The sequence below is a fragment of the Halobellus sp. GM3 genome, assembly GCF_052545375.1.
The window spans coordinates 506,257-520,917 of the sequence record NZ_JBQWLT010000002.1 but is presented as its reverse complement, the minus strand read 5'-3'; the positions used below and the strand labels follow the sequence as shown (position 1 = coordinate 520,917).

Genomic DNA, 14,661 nt, shown 5'->3' with positions numbered 1-14,661 from the left:
CACGTTGAACCCCAAACTGCCGAAAATTGGCTCCAAGCATTTGCTGCCTGGCTCAATGCTCCTAACTAAACACGACCGTCCAAGAGTGGCCGACGTTCAAGAAGTACACGGTCGGAGAATCGGAGATTCCACCGAAATACCGCGAACTAATCGGGCTCGCCATCGCGGCGAACATCAAGTGCCCGTACTGCGCGGCGTTCCACGGTGCGGCCGCAGAGCTACACGGCGCGAGCGAAGCGGAGCTCGAAGAAGTGTATTTCCTGTCGAGTTTCACCGCGCGCTACAGCAGTATGCTCCACGCGCAGCAGTACGACCTAGACGAGTTCACTGACAAAATCCATCAGATCGGCGGGCATCTCCAAGAGCAGCTGGCGGCGGATGACTAGCTGCCACCTGACCGTTTTCTTTCGGTGATCGGCCGTCGCTACGATACGGAGTAGCTACCTGACGACTAACAGAGCGCCTCTTCCAGCAGTTGCAGCGGGTGCTCGATCTCGTATCCCGTGCCGTGTTCCATCTGCATCGCACACGTCGGACACTCGGTCATCCCGACCTGGCCCGCGGCGCCGCGCATATGCTCGAACATGTCCTCGCCGATTTTCATCGACGTCTCGTACTTCTCTGCTTTCCAGCCGTACGTTCCGGAGATCCCCGAGCAGGAGTCGCCAACGTCCTCGATCGCGACGCCGTCGAGGTCGCGGAACAGCTCGACGGCCTGTCGACCGAGGCCCTGATTGCGGGCGTGACACGGCGCGTGGTAGGCGAGGGCCCGCTCCTCGACGCTCGCTTCATCGAGTTCGCCGCGCAGGTCCTCCTGAATCCGGAGGTATTCGAGCGCCTCGAAGGTGTTCTCGGCGACGTCGTCGATCCCGTCGATGTCGAACAGCTCGGGGTACTCCTGTCTGAGCGCCATCGAGCAGGACGTACAGGAGGCGACCGCGTCGTAGCCCTCCGCGACGAGATCCGAAACCGAGGAGACGTTCACCTTGGCGGCGCGCTCGGCGTCCGCGAGCATCCCGTTCGCGAACATCGGCGTGCCCGAGCAGCGCTGTTCCGGCGCGACGATCTCGTAGCCGAAGTGCTCGAAGACGCGGACGAGCGCCGTCGCCACCCCGGGAGTATTGTAGTTCGCATAGCAGCCGTGGAAGTACGCCACCTTCTTGTCGGCGTCGACGTCGTCGTCGCGGCGCTCGCGGGCCGCCCGCGCGTTTCGCCGGGAGGCGTCCGCGCCGCCGCGCTGTCGCCACCACTCGCGGAACGTCTGCGTCGCGAAGGCGGGGAACTCGCGCTCTTTCGTGACGCCCATCGCCTTCTCGAGCAGCCAGCGCGCGGGCCCGAAGTTCATCGCGGCGTTCGCGAGCCGCGGCGCCTTGCTCGCGAGCCACGCCGACGTGCGGTAGTTCGCGAGAACGCGGTTCCGGACGTACTCGAGCGACAGCGAGTCCATCTGCTCGTCGACGTACTCGCCGCGCGCGGTGTTGTGCATCTGCGAGAGCGGGACGCTCGACGGGCAGGCGTCCTCACAGCGCATACAGTTCGAACACGACATGATCGAGTCGTCGATCTCGCCGTCGTCCCTGCGCTTGAGCCGCCACTGCTCGGGGCCTTGGAACTTCGGACCCGGGAAGTCGTCGTCGACTTCGGCGACGGGACAGGTGGTGTCACAGACCGAGCACTTGTAACAGCTGTCCGCGCCGGGGCGGAGGTCCGTCGGCGTCTCGTCGTCGAAGACCGACACGGGGTCGAAGTCGGTGTCGTCTTGGTCGATCGGTTCGGTCGTCCGTGGTGGTGATCCTGTGTCGCTCATCTGGTGGGTTCCTCCCGGGGGATCGTCGCGTCGCCTCTCACACGCTCGTCTCCGGTCCTCATCGGGTCGCCTCCTCGCCGGCCCGCCGCCCAGCGTACGCGCCGGTCGCGAGCGAGACGCCGGCGGCGGACTTCTCGCGGGCGACGTCGGCGCCGCCGAGGACGCCGCCGGCCGCGCGGAGGTTCTCGAAGTGCGCGTCCCCGTCGGCGTCGGTCGGGCGCAGGCCGCCGTCCGGGACGACGCCGAACCGGGCGAACGCGTGGTCGCCGAAGGCCGCCGATTCGGACCACGCATAGCGGTCCTCGGGGTGCGGAACGTGACAGCCGAAAATCGGCTCCGTGACCGACTCCCGGTCCGATTCGATACCCTTCCCGACGAGGCCGCCCGTCGCCAACACGAACTCCTCGGCGTGGTACGGGACTTCGCGTCCGAGCCGGTCTACGAGCACCGCGTCGATCCGCCCGTCGCTCGCCTCGTATCCCACGGCCGGATTTCCCGTCGAGATCCGGACGCCGACGTCGTCGAGCGCGTCGAAGAGCAGGTCCTCCAATCGCATCCCGAGGAGGCTCGGCGGGCCGGTGGGAATCTCGAACACCGCCGCGCCGAGTCGGTCCGCGAGCGCCGCCCGGACGTCCGCGCGGCGGTCCTTGCCGAGCATCGCGGGGAAGCCAACCCGTTCGTGGTCAGCCAGTTCGGCGGCGACAGCGTCGGCGAGGCGGGCCCGCGCGTTACCCTCGTCCTCGTCGAGCGCCGTCGCGTAGCGCGTGACGCGCGCGTCGTCGCGGAGGTCGACCGGGAAGCGGACCGTCGCGCCGTCGACGTCGAAGGGGACGCCCGTCGCGTCGAGGTGCGCTGCGGCCGCGGGCGCGTCGAAGTCGGTGGTCCCGGCGAAGCCGACGAGGAGCGCGTCCCCGCTCGCGCTGGCGAGTCCGGGCGCGACCGACACGGGGTAGCGGGCCGTCGGCTTGACCGTCCCGCCGTGCGTGAGAACGAGCGCGTTGCGGTCGGTGTGGCCGCCGGCGTAGGCGTCGCCGACGGCGTCGTCGAAGGCGCGGAGGCCCTCCCGGACGCCGTCTGCGCCGACGATCCGATAGGGGTGCGCCTCGGGCAGTCGCGCGACGGCCGCGAGGGGATCGGAGACCGGGGACGCGCCGCCGACGGCGCCGAGGACGTCGATAAGTCCGCTCGCCTGTCGGAGCGTACTCTGCTTGTGCGAGAGCAGGCGGACTTGTGCGCCCGCCTCCGCGGCCGCGAGCGCCGCGGTCGCGCCGGCGATTCCGCCGCCGACGACGAGGACGTCCTCACGTATCGACATCGGACGCCCCCCGGCTCTTCGCGTGTCCATTTGACGACGGCCCCGAATCGAAGGCCGCGAAGTCGACCGGTTCCTCGGCCCGCGCCGGGTCACCGTCGCGGTTCATCGTCGTCGCGTGCAGGAGGTGCTTCAGCATCGCCTGCGAGAGCTGTTCGCCCCACAGCGCGTGGCGCTCGCCCGTCCAGCGCTCTTGGTAGAGCTCCTCGAGCGCGTCGCGAGCGGCCGACTCGCCGTACTCGGGGACCAGTTCGTTCGCCAGCCGGTGACAGCAGAACGCGCCCTGGCAGTTCCCCATCGACGCGCGCGTGCGGATCCGCACGGCGTTGAGTTCCGTGCCGGCGCTGTCGATGGCGTCGTGGACCTCCGCGCGCGTGACGGCTTCGCACTCACAGACCGTCGGGTTGGGGCCGTCCCAGCCCCCGAGCACGTCGTCAGTGCGCGAGCCCAGCCGCTCGGCGCTTCGGCGACCGATCGGCGAGCGGAGACCGAACTCGTCCATCCACTCCCGGAGGACGGAGAAGTCCTCCGAGCCGGGGAGCGGCACTTCGGCCGTGCGACACTCGGCGTCGACGCCGAGCGCCTCGCAGACGTGATCGGCGGCCGCCTCGGCCATCAGCCGGTAGGTGGTGAGCTTCCCGCCGACGATCGAGGCCATCCCCGGGCGGTCGTCGCGCTCGCCGTGATCGAGCAGGAAGAAGTCTCGCGTGATGTCGGTGGGGTCCTCGCTGCCGACCTCCGGCGGTTCGTAGAGCGGGCGGACGCCCCAGAACGACCGGACCGTCCGCGCCTCCCCGAGGATCGGCACGAGCTCCGAGAGCGTGTCGATCAGCAGGTCCACCTCCCAGCGCTCCTCGGGGTAGTCCTCCGGGTCCGCGACCTCCTCGTCGGTCGTCCCGAGGATGCAGGTGGTCTCGTGGGGGACGACGATGTCTGCGTCGCCCTTGGGCCGACAGCGGTTGATGACGGTGTCCACCTGCCGGACGTTCATAACCGTCATCACGCCCTTCGAGGGCCGGACGGCGACGTCGACGCCCGCCATCTCGCCGATCTGGCCGGCCCAGGCGCCGGTCGCGTTGACGACGTAGTCCGCGTACAGCGTCTCGGTCTCGCCCGCTCGCCCGTGGACGAACTCACCGGATCCCGACTCGTGTTCGACCTCGACGCCGACGACCTCGCCGCCCTCGACGAGCACGTCCGTCACCTCGGTGTGCGTCTCGACGCGCGCGCCGCGCTCGACCGCGTCGGCGGCGTTGGCGACGCAGAGCCGGAACGGATCGACAGCCCCGTCGGGCACGCGGATGGCCCGCTGAACGTCCGCCGCCAAGTACGGCTCGATCTCGCGGGCCTCGTCGCCGGAGAGCACCTCCGCGGGGATTTCGCACTCCCGGCAGCCCGCTAGTTTCCGCTCGAAGTACGCGTCGTCGTCCTCGGGTCGCTGGACGAACAGCCCGCCGGTCATCTCGACGCAGTGGGTCGCGATGCGCCGGAGGATCCGGTTCTCGTCGATGCACTCCCGCGCGCTCGCCTGATCGCTCACGGCGTAGCGGCCGCCGCTGTGCAGCAGCCCGTGCATTCGACCGGTCGTCCCGTGGGTCAGGGTTCCCTTCTCGACGAGGGTGACGTCGAGGCCGCGCATCGCGAGGTCTCGCGCGATGCCGCAGCCGGTCGACCCCCCACCGACGACGATGACGCTCGGGCGGGTACTCATTTCACCGTTGGATGTTCGTCAGCACGCACTTAGGGGTATCTGTCGCCGATAGCGGCTGACGGCGAAATCGACCCGCCGGAGGTCGGCGGGGACGTCGACCACCACCCGACGCAGTCCTTATGAGCCGCCGACGCCAAGCCGCCGTGATGACCGACGACGTGCCGCCGCTCGTCCTCGATATCGACGGAACACTCACCGACAGCGACGGGCGACTCGACCCGCGCGTGTTCCGATACCTGCCGACGTGGGAGGCGCCGGTCGTCCTCGCGACCGGGAAAGCGTTCCCCTACCCGGTGAGTTTGAGTCACTACCTCGGCATCGGAAAGAACGTGATCGCCGAGAACGGCGGCGTCGTCCTCGCCGACGGAACGGTCTCCTATCAGGGGGACACCGACCGCGCGGCCGCGGCCGCGGCGGAATTCGTCGAGCGCGGCGGCGACCTCGGCTGGCCGGCGTTCGACGACGCCAACGAGTGGCGGCGGACCGAGATCGCCGCGAACCGCTCGGCCGACGAGGAGCTGCTCCGGACGGTCGCCGCCGAGTACGGTCTCGAGGTGGTCGACACGGGGTACGCCTACCACGTCAAGACGCCGGGCGTGGAGAAGGGCGCGGGGCTCACGTCGGTCGCGGAGACGCTCGGCCTCGATCCCGAGGCGTTCGTCGCCGTTGGCGACAGCGTGAACGACGTCTCGACGTTCCGCGCCGCCGGACGGTCGTACGCGGTCGCGAACGCGGACGCCCCCGCCCGGGCGGCCGCCGACATCGTCGTCGAGAGGACCTACTTCGACGGGACGGCGGCGGTGCTGGACTCGCTGGTATCGGAGTAGCCTCGCCGGTTTCTCGGCTGGTGTCGGCGTAGCCTCGTCGGCGTCCCCTACTGTGTTGTCGACCCGCCTCGGTCAGCCTTCGGCGGCGTCGGTGCCGGCGTCTTCGAAGGGGGCAAACGATCCGTTGATGTCCCACTCGTGGATGCAGTAGGGACTGCCGACGGCGCGGTCGTCGCTCTCGTCCGCGCCGGCGGCGACGCGCCACCCGCCGGCGTCGCCGTCCCAGACCTCGATTCGACCGCAGCGTTCGCACGTTCGATCGGTCGGCGTTCGAAGTGTGTGTGCCATACGCGAACGTACCGCGCCGGTCCTGTTAACGTTGACTGCCGCGGCATCCAACAGTATTAGGATACGCCCGCCCCTCTCGTGGGTATGGGATTCCACACGTTCGACCCCGACAGAGCGGAAAAACTCGAGCGACCGGAGCGCTATCGGTTCGGCTCCCGCGAGGAACTGCTCGGCGCGCTGGACCTCGCTCCGGACGACGTCGTCGCCGACATCGGCAGCGGGACGGGCTTTTATACCGACGAGATCTCCCCCCACGTCGAGACCGTGTACGCGGTCGACCTGCAGGCGGAGATGCACGACCGCTACCGAACGAAGGGCGCGCCGGAGAACGTCGAGTTCGTCACCGCGGGGGCGTCGTCGCTGCCGCTCGAGGACGACGAGCTCGACGCCGCCTTCTCGACGATGACCTACCACGAGTTCGCCTCCGAGGAGGCGCTCGCAGAGCTCGCGCGGGTGATCCGCCCCGGCGGCCGCGTGGTCACGCTCGACTGGTCGAAAGCGGGGTCCGGCGACGACGGGCCGGCGATGGACGAACGCTTCGGCCTCGGCGACGCCGTCGACCACTTTGAGGAGGCCGGCTTTACGACCGTGGACGGACGAACTCGAATCGAAACGTTCGTCCATATCGCAACCAGATAAGATGCGGATTTTCTCTGTCTGTGAAATATATTAGGCAATCATAGGTCTATGGCTCTCATTTTGTTATATCAGGGGAACAGTTAACCGTGATTGTGAGTCGGTAGCACGTATGGTGATATACAACGGGACAGTCGATCCATACCATCCCGAGGAGAGTCGATACGAGTGTCTGGCCTGCGGCGCCCGTGCGGAGGACGGTGGCGTCTGTGAGCGCTGCGACAGTCAGTCGCTGGTGAACATCGCGGTGCCACGGGAGTGAACGCGGGAACGGGAACTGTACTCGGCGACGCCGGACGGTTCGTGTCGCATCTCCGGTCGAGTGCCACGGACGCTGTCGGTTCGCCGACAGTCACAGCCGCCGTCGGTTCGCCGATACCCACCGGTCGCCTCGCTCGCCCGCGCGGCCGCTCCAGCGACGGACCGCTCGCGTCCCGTCTCTGACAGCGGCCCGATCGACCGCCGACGCGGTCGAGCCCCGAAGCTCTCTGCGCCGTCTCGTCGAACCGCGGACGCTCGCGTTTCGTTTGCTCTGCTTGCGAAGTACTACTGTCCCTCAGATCCCGTCTCGGCGTCGAGATCGGCAATCCCGGTGTAGCGGTCTAAGAGTACCACGAGGAGCGCACCGACGGCGGCGGCGACCGCAAACGCCGCGACGGCAGTGGGAGTCCACGCGCGACCGAGTTCCGTCAGTTGGTCGCCGGTCCGGACGACGGGCGCGCGGAGCGCCCCGACGATCAGCGCGACGAGGAACGCGAGCGTCGCCGTCCGAGCGCGTTCGAGCGCCCAGCGGACCGCGTGGGCGACGGTGAACAGCCCGACGACCGCCCCGCCGAGGAACGCGACGACCACGACGCCGTGCTCGCGCAGGGGATCGATCGGGCCGCCGGTCGCGAGCGCGAGCGCGGCGTCGACGAACGCCGAGAGCGTCCCCGTCATGTACTCGTACTGACCGAGAATGATGAGCAGCAGCGATCCCGAGATCCCCGGCAGGATCATCGCGCTGACGGCGATCGCGCCGGCCACGGCGGTGACCAGCAGGCCGTCGTCCAGTGCCGCGGCCGCGTGCCCGGAGACGACGAACGCGAGCGTGAACCCCGCCACGGCGGCCGACGCGCGGGATGGCGTGTCGACGGCGACCTCCGCGAAGAGCACCCACGCCGAGGCGGCGATGAGCCCGAAGAAGAAGCCGAAGGTGAGGACCGGGACGGTCTCGATGCCGGTGTGGACGATCCGGGTGACGGTCACGATCGCGGTGGCGATCCCGGCGCCGAGCGCCAAGAGGAACCCCGCGTCGACCGCGCCGAGCGCGTCGAGGGCGTCGTCGCGACGGCCGGGGACGACCCCGAGGGCGACCGCTCGAATCCGAGCGGGCGAGACCGCCGTGATCGCGGCGATCAACCGCTCGTAGATGCCGGTGATGAGCGCGATCGTCCCGCCCGAGACGCCCGGTACGGCGTCGGCCGCACCCATACAGAGCCCCTTCGCGTAGACGACGAGCCACGACGTCCCCGCCATCCCGAGGGCTTCGGTCACGCTCGGGCGCGGTCCCGATCCAGTGTCCACCGAGGTCTCGCTCGCGCCGCGCGACCCGTCTCGCTCTGTCATTACCCGTGGTTCGGCGGCCCCCCACTCCGAACTTTCGCTTCGCGCCGCGCGGCTCGTCGCGGACGGCGAACCGGCGGCACGACGGGTTCGGGGCGACAGATCGACGGTAGGACGAGAATATTGAAACCGCCGGCCGGCGTCAACGAGGGTATGGACATCAGCATCGTCGGCAGCGGCTACGTCGGAACGACGGTCGCGGCGTGTTTCGCCGAGGTCGGTCACGACGTGGTCAACGTCGACATCGACGAGGACGTCGTCGCGTCGATCAACGGCGGGCGCGCACCGATCCACGAACCGGGGCTCGAAGAGCTAATCGAGACGCACGCCGGCGAGAGCCTGCGTGCGACGACCGACTACGCGGCGGTTCGCGACACCGACGTGACGTTCCTCGCGCTCCCGACGCCCGCCGAGGACGACGGCCACATCGACCTCTCGATACTGAAGGTCGGCGCGCGCTCGCTCGGGGCGGCGATCGCGGAGAAAGACGGCGCTCACGTCGTCGTCACCAAGAGCACGGTCGTGCCGACCACCACCGAGGACGTGATCGCGCCGATCCTCGAAGCGGAGTCCGGGAGGGCCCTCGGGGAGGGCGTCCACGTCGGGATGAACCCCGAGTTCCTGCGCGAGGGGAGCGCGGTCGAGGACTTCCTCTCGCCCGACAAGGTCGTTCTCGGGTCCGAAACCGAGTACGCGGCGGAGACGCTCCGCGCGGTGTTCGACCCGCTTGTCGAACGGGCCGGCGGGCCGCCGGTCGTCGAGACGGGCGTCGCCGAGGCGGAGATGATCAAGTACGCGAACAACGGGTTTCTCGCGGCGAAGATCTCGCTGGCGAACGACATCGCGAACGTCTGCGCGGAGTACGGGATCGACTCGGAGGCGGTGCTCTCGGCGATCGGACTCGACCACCGGATCGGGTCGGAGTTCCTCGAGGCGGGCGTCGGCTGGGGCGGGAGCTGCTTCCCGAAGGACGTCGCGGCGATCGTCGCGGCCGCCCGCGACGTGGGCTACGAGCCGGCGATGCTCGAAGCCGCAATCGAGGTGAACGACCGACAGCCCGTCCGCCTGCTCGGACGGCTGCGCGACCACGTCGACCCCGACGGCGCGCGCGTGGCGGTGCTCGGACTCGCGTTCAAACCCGGCACGGGAGATGTCCGCAACTCCCGCGCCATCCCGCTCGTCGAGGCGCTCGTCGACGCCGGCGCGGACGTCGTCGGCTACGACCCCGTCGCGACCGAGAACTTCCGCGCGGAGTTCCCCGACATCGAGTACGCCGGCTCGGCCGAGGAAGCGCTCGCGGGAGCCGACGCCGCCCTCGTCGTCACCGACTGGCCCGAGTTCGCCGAGCTCGATTCGGCGTTCGACGAGATGGCGACGCCGGTCGTCGTCGACGGCCGCCGCGTCGTCACCCGGCGCGACGGCATCGTCTACGAACCGCTCGTGTGACGGCCGATAAAAAATAACAAATCGTTGTATCGTTCATTTCACCGGAAACTCGGTGTGTGTCGTCGGTTCGACGGGATTAAATACGGGCGCGGTTCGCGGTCGACTCAGGGTTTCACGAGGTCGTCGAGGTCGGCGAGGATCTCCTCGGCGTGATCCTCCGGGGAGACGCCCTCGTAGGCGAGGGCGATGTCGCCGTCGGGGCCGACGACGTACGTGTTCCGGAAGACGCCGTCGAACGTCTTGCCGAACATGTTTTTCTCGCCGTAGGAGTCGTAAGCTGACGCGACCGACCCGTCCTCGTCGGAGAGCAGTCGGAAGGGGAGGTCGTACTCCTCGGCGAACGGCGTCAGGTCCTCGACGGGGTCGTCGCTGACGCCGAGCACGCTGACGCCGCGTTCCTCGTACTCGTCGTAGGCGTCGCGGAACCCGCACGCTTCGGTGGTGCACCCGGGCGTGTCCGCACGCGGGTAGAAGTAGACGACGACGTACTCGCCGTGGTACGACGACAGCGACACCGATTCGCCGTCTTGGTCTGACAACTCGAAGTCGGGGGCCGTCTCGCCGGTGTCGAGCATCGGCCGCATCTACTGGCCAGAGGTGCTTGAACGTACCGTTACCCGAGGTCAGACGAGCCGAGAGCGGCCGTTAATCGAGCCGTTCCGCGGCGTCGCGTTCGAGGAGCGGCCCCGCGTTGGTCGACGGCAGCGTCACGACGTCCTCCGAGACGAGGTCGTACTCGCGCTCGTCGATTCCGAAGATCTGACCCACGTCCTCGGTGATTCGGAGGGTGACGCGGTCCGTCTCTTCGTCGGCCGACGAGTGCGCGCCGGCCGTCGTCGACTGCGGTGCGTCCGCCGCCGACGGGGGCGAGTCCCCGTCGATCGGGTCTCCGCCGTCGCTCACCGGCTTCTCAGTTGATGAATCGGTCCCTGACCGGTCTGTTTGCGGGTCGGGCGCGTCCCCGCTCGCTCGCTCACCGTCGACGACTGCGGCCGTCTGGGTCTCCGCGTCGGGCGGCGCGTCCGGAGGTGCGTCGGGCGGCACCTCCGGCGACGGCTCCGCCGACTTCGACTCGGCGGCGCCGGCAGTGTCGGTCGGCGGGGCCCCGCCCGAATCGACGTCCGGTCCACCCGCTCCCGCCCCGCCCATCGCCTCCGCGAGCACGTCGTCCGGCGCGGGCGCGGCGTCGGCTGTGACCGCGTCGGTCGACTCGGGCGACCCCCCCGCGACGTCGTCCGGCTGGGGACTCCCAGCCGACCCCGCGTCCGACGCCTCTGTCGCCGCGGCGTGCTCGGTCGTCGCCCGTTCGCTTCCGTCGCCGCCCTCGCCGGCGAGCACCTCGAGTACCGTCCGCCGGTTCTGCTTGATGCGCCCGACGAGGTCCTCGAAGAGCGCGCGCTCTTCGGCGGTGAGGCCGTCGGTGTCGGTCCCCATATCCGCGGCCGCGAACGACGCGAGTTTGACGACTTTCCCGACGCGCCGCTCGTAGATGGCCTCGACGACGTCCTCGGCGGTCTCGATCTCGTCGGTGAGGCGGCCGACCTCCGGGTCGCCGAAGGGGTCGTCCGCGGCGTCGGCCGCGCGCCGACGCGCGGCCTTTCGCTCTTCGATGTAGGCGGCGACGTCCTCGTAGAACGAGTCGCGGAGGTGCTGGAGGCTGTCCTTCTGGCGCTCGGTCCGTCGGACGCTCCGCAGCTCGTCTACGTTCATTGTGGTGGGATCACTCCGGTCTCTTCTCCGCGCGTCCCCGGGCCATCAAGAATATCCCGAGGCACTCTTCGAGCGATTGCTCGCCCTCCGGGATAGTAAACGTGTCGCCGTCGAACGTCGTCGGGCCGGGATCGGTGACCTCGACGTTGATCTCGCGTCCGCGGAATCGATCCGGAATCGCGTCCGAGAGGGGGTTGAATCCCTCGATCTCGTCTCGTTCGAGCGAGCGCACCCGCAGTCCCGACCCGCCGTGGAGGCTCCCCGGCAGGCGGATGAGCCGCTTCGTGTCGGTCGTCACCGGCTCGTCGATCGGCGCGGTCTCCTCCTCGATCGCCTCGGCGGCGAGCGCGTCGACGAGAATTCGGGTGCCCGGGCCGCCGGCCTCGACGTTCCCGCGCTGTATCGCCTCGAAGTTGTGCTGCACCTGTCCGAGGATGGTCTTCGCGCGTCCCTCGCCGATGCCGTCGAGTTCCTGCAGGCGGTCGAGCGCGTCCGCCTCGTCCATCTCCCGGAGCCGCTCGGCGAGGTCGACGAGCCGGCGGTGGACGCGCGCGCCCCAGCCGCCGCGGCGGCGGAGCACGCGGCGGTTCGTCCCCCGGACGGACTCGGTGCCGATCAGGCCGTCCACGTCGAGATCGATCGCGCGGACGTAGTCGACGATTTCGCGCCGCGCCTCGCTGTCCAGCCCGCGGACGTCGGCGTCGCGGACGTGGACGTGGTAGCCGCGGCCGCCGGAGAAGACGACCGTCGTGTCCGCGAAGTCGAAGTCGTCGTCGACGAACGAGAGCAGATTCAGCAGTTCGCCCTTGCACGCCTCGAGCATCTCGGCGTAGGACGTCTCCTCGGGGTCGACGCCCGGGAGGTGGTCGGCGTCGAGGTCGAAGACCAGATCCGCGGACTGCCAGCCCTTCTCGTCCATCGAACTCGCGCCGGGATCGGAAAACCGCGCCGAGGAGAAGTAGACGTGCCGCGGGGCCGTGCGGTGGAGGAAGTCCCCGAGTTCGCCGATGTCGAGAAGCGACTGGTGGCGGATCATCGTCGTCCGGCCGGCGCTCCACGGGATGTGTCCCCACTCGCGGCGGTCGGCCGCGGGCGGGAGGGAGACGTCGCTGCGGCGGTAGTAGTCGCCGAACCGCCCCTCGAGATAGGTCCGCGTGCGCGCCTCCATCGGTCGAGGGGGATTTCGGATCGAGGAGTAAAGCCGTTGCGCCTCGCGGCCGGCGTCGGCACCGACGCGAAACGACGACACTGCGTACTCTCACGTTTCATCGCCGAGCGCCACCCCCGCTGACGGCGCTCGGCGGGAAGAGACGAGAGAAATCGGTATCAGAACTTCTCGTGTGCGGGGACGCCGTCGCGACCCAGGAAGATCTCCTGGGCCTCGACGTCCTCCAATGAGGCGACGAGGCCGCCCACCTCGAGGACGCCGTCGTCGGTTTCGAGGTGGAGCGAGGCGACCTCCTCGGTCTCCTCGAACCGCGTGGTCTGTACCTTCCCCTCGACGAGGATCGACTCGCCCGTCTCGACGTCGCGGCCCGCGACGGAGGCGTAGAAGGGCCCGTCCAGTTCGCGGACGTCTTTCACGGCGCGCCGGATCGAGGCGTAGCGGCGGGGGAACGGGCGGCGCTTGCCGTCGGTGACGAGCGTCTCCGACGTCGACCAGAGAACGGTGCCGAAGAAGCCCGAGACCAAGAAGCCGAGCGCAGAGCGGTTGAAGATCACGCCGTAGCGGTCGCGGTCGTCGTGCAGCGCGTCCTGCGTCGCGTAGATCGAGTAGTTCCCGTCGGCGACGGCCAGAATCGGCGTGGTGATGCCGCGGCGGGCGCGGGCGATCGTCGCCACCTCGAGGTAGTCGAACTCCTCGGGGTCCGGGGCGCGGGAGGCGGGCGTGACGAGCAGGTCGATGCTCACGCCGTCGTCGATGGCCGCAGCGAGGTCCTCGCGGAAGCGGCGGAGCAGGTCCGGCGTCAACGAGAGGACGAGTTCGTACTCGGCGCTCTCGATGATCTCCTCGATGTACCGGAGGATCGTCGAGCGCGACTTCACGAGAGAGACTGCCTCGGTGTCCCGCGCCGGCGCGGTGTATCGCGCCTCCAACTCCGAGATGAGATCGTCGAGCGACTGCTGGACGTTGCCGAAGGCGTCCTCCGGGTCGACCGCGACGATCTTCATCGGCCGCGACTCCCTGAGTTCGACGAGCCCCCGATCCGAGAGGCTGCGAACCGTGTCGTACACCCGCGGCTGGGGGATCTCCGTGCGGTCGGCGATCTCGGAGGCCGTCAGCTCGCCGTGCTCGAGGACGGCGAGGTACGCTTCGATCTCGTATTCGCCGAGGTTGAACCGCTCTCCGACGCCTTCCAGCGTCGTGCGGAGTTCGTCTGCCATATGGGGACGTCACTCCCCCGACTACTTACTATTTACTATCGTTCGAGTAGCACAGCGTTTCGGAAGCGAAGCAGTAGGATTTCCATCACTACTGCGCGCGCCAGCGCCGTGATCGACCGCCGGACTCACATATACATCCGGTCCTCGGGGAGCTCGTCGTCGCGGGTCTGCATCCGTTCGAAGAGCTCGGCGTAGTACTGCTCGACTTCGGCGGCGAACGCCTCGAGAGGGCCGGCGTCGATGTCGAGGTCGTAGACCGCTTCGACGGTCTCGACGAGGCGGATCGCGGCCGCGACGTCGGGGACCTGCGCGTGGACGGGCGTGACGAACGTACAGACGCCGAGCGGCGAGTCGAGACCGCGCTCGACGAGCGCGGCGTTCGTGCCGTCGAGGAACCCCTGTCCCATCGGCTCGACCGAGCTGTTGACGAGGCGTCGCTCCCGGTAGTCGTCGGTGGCGACGTAGTACGTCCGGTGGTCGTCCGGGCCGTGGGGGATCGGGATCCCCGAGAGGACGGCGACGTCGGTGACGCCGTTCGACTCGGTCCACTCGAGGATCGTGTCGGCGAACGCTTCTCCGACACCGACGGGAACGAACAGCTCGCCGACGAGGACCGTCACCTCGAGATCGTCGCGCGAGAACAGTCGGGTGTGATGGCGCGGGCGACCGTTCTCGAACGGCGTCACCGTCGGGAGCCCGTCGGCCGAGAGGTGCCCGCGCTCTTCGAGTTCGAGGTGATCGACGAGGTAGTCGACGGCGGTCAACCCCGCGAGGCCGAACGAGGAAAACCCCGCGAGCAGGGTCTCGCTCGGTTCCGTCTCGTGGGTGATCGTGAACTCCGGGGTATCGGTGAGGCGGCCCGACATAGCTGTTTCGACGGCGACTGTGCCCTTATCGTTTTCCCGGGCCGTCCTCGGTCGGTGGAACAACCCTT

Annotated in this window: 14 protein-coding genes and 2 pseudogenes; 6 read left to right on the top strand and 10 right to left on the bottom strand. The window is 68.9% G+C overall.

Annotation, left to right across the window (positions count from 1 at the left end; genetic code table 11):
* Positions 1 to 69, top strand: a pseudogene (locus ACT3HL_RS05425) (IS6 family transposase); the annotation flags it as partial.
* Between the two features lie 29 nt (positions 70 to 98).
* Positions 99 to 386, top strand: a pseudogene (locus ACT3HL_RS05420) (carboxymuconolactone decarboxylase family protein); the annotation flags it as partial.
* A gap of 65 nt (positions 387 to 451) precedes the next feature.
* On the opposite strand, the gene ACT3HL_RS05415 reads toward ACT3HL_RS05420, so the two are convergent.
* The 3 genes from ACT3HL_RS05415 to glpA are packed head-to-tail and all read right to left on the bottom strand — an operon-like array spanning position 452 to position 4,830.
* Positions 452 to 1,807, bottom strand: a complete 1,356-nt coding sequence (locus ACT3HL_RS05415) for an anaerobic glycerol-3-phosphate dehydrogenase subunit C (protein WP_445085784.1) — start codon at positions 1,805 to 1,807, stop codon at positions 452 to 454.
* Between the two features lie 58 nt (positions 1,808 to 1,865).
* Positions 1,866 to 3,122, bottom strand: coding sequence for a glycerol-3-phosphate dehydrogenase subunit GlpB (gene glpB / locus ACT3HL_RS05410; RefSeq protein WP_445085783.1), 1,257 nt, complete (start codon positions 3,120 to 3,122; stop codon positions 1,866 to 1,868).
* Positions 3,109 to 4,830 (bottom strand): anaerobic glycerol-3-phosphate dehydrogenase subunit GlpA, encoded by a 1,722-nt coding sequence (glpA, locus tag ACT3HL_RS05405; protein WP_445085782.1) that lies wholly within the window; start codon positions 4,828 to 4,830, stop codon positions 3,109 to 3,111. The genes glpB and glpA overlap by 14 nt, the downstream gene beginning before the upstream one ends.
* Positions 4,831 to 4,976: 146 nt before the next feature.
* On the opposite strand from glpA, the gene ACT3HL_RS05400 reads away from it, so the two are divergent.
* Entirely contained in the window at positions 4,977 to 5,657 is a 681-nt protein-coding gene (locus tag ACT3HL_RS05400; RefSeq protein WP_445085794.1) for a phosphoglycolate phosphatase, read from the top strand.
* Positions 5,658 to 5,729: 72 nt separating this feature from the next.
* Here the strand turns inward: ACT3HL_RS05400 and ACT3HL_RS05395 are convergent, their stop codons facing one another.
* Positions 5,730 to 5,945, bottom strand: coding sequence for an HEWD family protein (locus ACT3HL_RS05395; RefSeq protein WP_445085781.1), 216 nt, complete (start codon positions 5,943 to 5,945; stop codon positions 5,730 to 5,732).
* Between the two features lie 84 nt (positions 5,946 to 6,029).
* Between ACT3HL_RS05395 and ACT3HL_RS05390 the strand changes: the two genes are divergently transcribed.
* Entirely contained in the window at positions 6,030 to 6,584 is a 555-nt protein-coding gene (locus tag ACT3HL_RS05390; protein WP_445085780.1) for a methyltransferase domain-containing protein, read from the top strand.
* A 109-nt stretch (positions 6,585 to 6,693) separates the two neighbouring features.
* Complete coding sequence (locus ACT3HL_RS05385; RefSeq protein ID WP_445085779.1) at positions 6,694 to 6,843, top strand: DUF7129 domain-containing putative zinc-binding protein; 150 nt, start codon at positions 6,694 to 6,696, stop codon at positions 6,841 to 6,843.
* A gap of 284 nt (positions 6,844 to 7,127) precedes the next feature.
* On the opposite strand, the gene ACT3HL_RS05380 is transcribed toward ACT3HL_RS05385, so the two are convergent.
* On the bottom strand, positions 7,128 to 8,099 hold the full coding sequence (locus ACT3HL_RS05380) for an undecaprenyl phosphate translocase family protein (protein WP_445085793.1): 972 nt from the start codon (positions 8,097 to 8,099) through the stop codon (positions 7,128 to 7,130).
* Between the two features lie 240 nt (positions 8,100 to 8,339).
* Between ACT3HL_RS05380 and aglM the strand changes: the two genes are divergently transcribed.
* Positions 8,340 to 9,632, top strand: a complete 1,293-nt coding sequence (gene aglM / locus ACT3HL_RS05375) for a UDP-glucose 6-dehydrogenase AglM (RefSeq protein ID WP_445085778.1) — start codon at positions 8,340 to 8,342, stop codon at positions 9,630 to 9,632.
* A gap of 104 nt (positions 9,633 to 9,736) precedes the next feature.
* Here the strand turns inward: aglM and bcp are convergent, their stop codons facing one another.
* From bcp to ACT3HL_RS05350, 5 genes are all read right to left on the bottom strand, one after another.
* Positions 9,737 to 10,207 carry a thioredoxin-dependent thiol peroxidase gene (gene bcp / locus ACT3HL_RS05370; protein WP_445085777.1) on the bottom strand — a complete coding sequence of 157 codons (471 nt, stop codon included), beginning with the start codon at positions 10,205 to 10,207 and terminating at the stop codon, positions 9,737 to 9,739.
* A gap of 70 nt (positions 10,208 to 10,277) precedes the next feature.
* Complete coding sequence (locus ACT3HL_RS05365) at positions 10,278 to 11,342, bottom strand: hypothetical protein (RefSeq protein ID WP_445085776.1); 1,065 nt, start codon at positions 11,340 to 11,342, stop codon at positions 10,278 to 10,280.
* 10 nt (positions 11,343 to 11,352) lie between these two features.
* Positions 11,353 to 12,510 carry a DNA primase small subunit PriS gene (gene priS / locus ACT3HL_RS05360; protein ID WP_445085775.1) on the bottom strand — a complete coding sequence of 386 codons (1,158 nt, stop codon included), beginning with the start codon at positions 12,508 to 12,510 and terminating at the stop codon, positions 11,353 to 11,355.
* A 158-nt stretch (positions 12,511 to 12,668) separates the two neighbouring features.
* Positions 12,669 to 13,727, bottom strand: a complete 1,059-nt coding sequence (gene trmB, locus ACT3HL_RS05355) for an HTH-type sugar sensing transcriptional regulator TrmB (RefSeq protein ID WP_445085774.1) — start codon at positions 13,725 to 13,727, stop codon at positions 12,669 to 12,671.
* Between the two features lie 125 nt (positions 13,728 to 13,852).
* Positions 13,853 to 14,593 carry a PAC2 family protein gene (locus ACT3HL_RS05350; RefSeq protein ID WP_445085773.1) on the bottom strand — a complete coding sequence of 247 codons (741 nt, stop codon included), beginning with the start codon at positions 14,591 to 14,593 and terminating at the stop codon, positions 13,853 to 13,855.
* Positions 14,594 to 14,661 lie beyond the last annotated feature (68 nt).

Coding starts and splice junctions, on each gene's coding strand:
- ACT3HL_RS05415 (WP_445085784.1), bottom strand. CDS start 1,807: ATGAGCGACACAGGATCACCACCACGGACGACCGAACCGATCGACCAA.
- bcp (WP_445085777.1), bottom strand. CDS start 10,207: ATGCTCGACACCGGCGAGACGGCCCCCGACTTCGAGTTGTCAGACCAA.
- ACT3HL_RS05395 (WP_445085781.1), bottom strand. CDS start 5,945: ATGGCACACACACTTCGAACGCCGACCGATCGAACGTGCGAACGCTGC.
- ACT3HL_RS05365 (WP_445085776.1), bottom strand. CDS start 11,342: ATGAACGTAGACGAGCTGCGGAGCGTCCGACGGACCGAGCGCCAGAAG.
- aglM (WP_445085778.1), top strand. CDS start 8,340: ATGGACATCAGCATCGTCGGCAGCGGCTACGTCGGAACGACGGTCGCG.
- ACT3HL_RS05400 (WP_445085794.1), top strand. CDS start 4,977: ATGACCGACGACGTGCCGCCGCTCGTCCTCGATATCGACGGAACACTC.
- ACT3HL_RS05390 (WP_445085780.1), top strand. CDS start 6,030: ATGGGATTCCACACGTTCGACCCCGACAGAGCGGAAAAACTCGAGCGA.
- trmB (WP_445085774.1), bottom strand. CDS start 13,727: ATGGCAGACGAACTCCGCACGACGCTGGAAGGCGTCGGAGAGCGGTTC.
- ACT3HL_RS05350 (WP_445085773.1), bottom strand. CDS start 14,593: ATGTCGGGCCGCCTCACCGATACCCCGGAGTTCACGATCACCCACGAG.
- ACT3HL_RS05380 (WP_445085793.1), bottom strand. CDS start 8,099: ATGGCGGGGACGTCGTGGCTCGTCGTCTACGCGAAGGGGCTCTGTATG.
- glpA (WP_445085782.1), bottom strand. CDS start 4,830: ATGAGTACCCGCCCGAGCGTCATCGTCGTCGGTGGGGGGTCGACCGGC.
- priS (WP_445085775.1), bottom strand. CDS start 12,510: ATGGAGGCGCGCACGCGGACCTATCTCGAGGGGCGGTTCGGCGACTAC.
- ACT3HL_RS05385 (WP_445085779.1), top strand. CDS start 6,694: ATGGTGATATACAACGGGACAGTCGATCCATACCATCCCGAGGAGAGT.
- glpB (WP_445085783.1), bottom strand. CDS start 3,122: ATGTCGATACGTGAGGACGTCCTCGTCGTCGGCGGCGGAATCGCCGGC.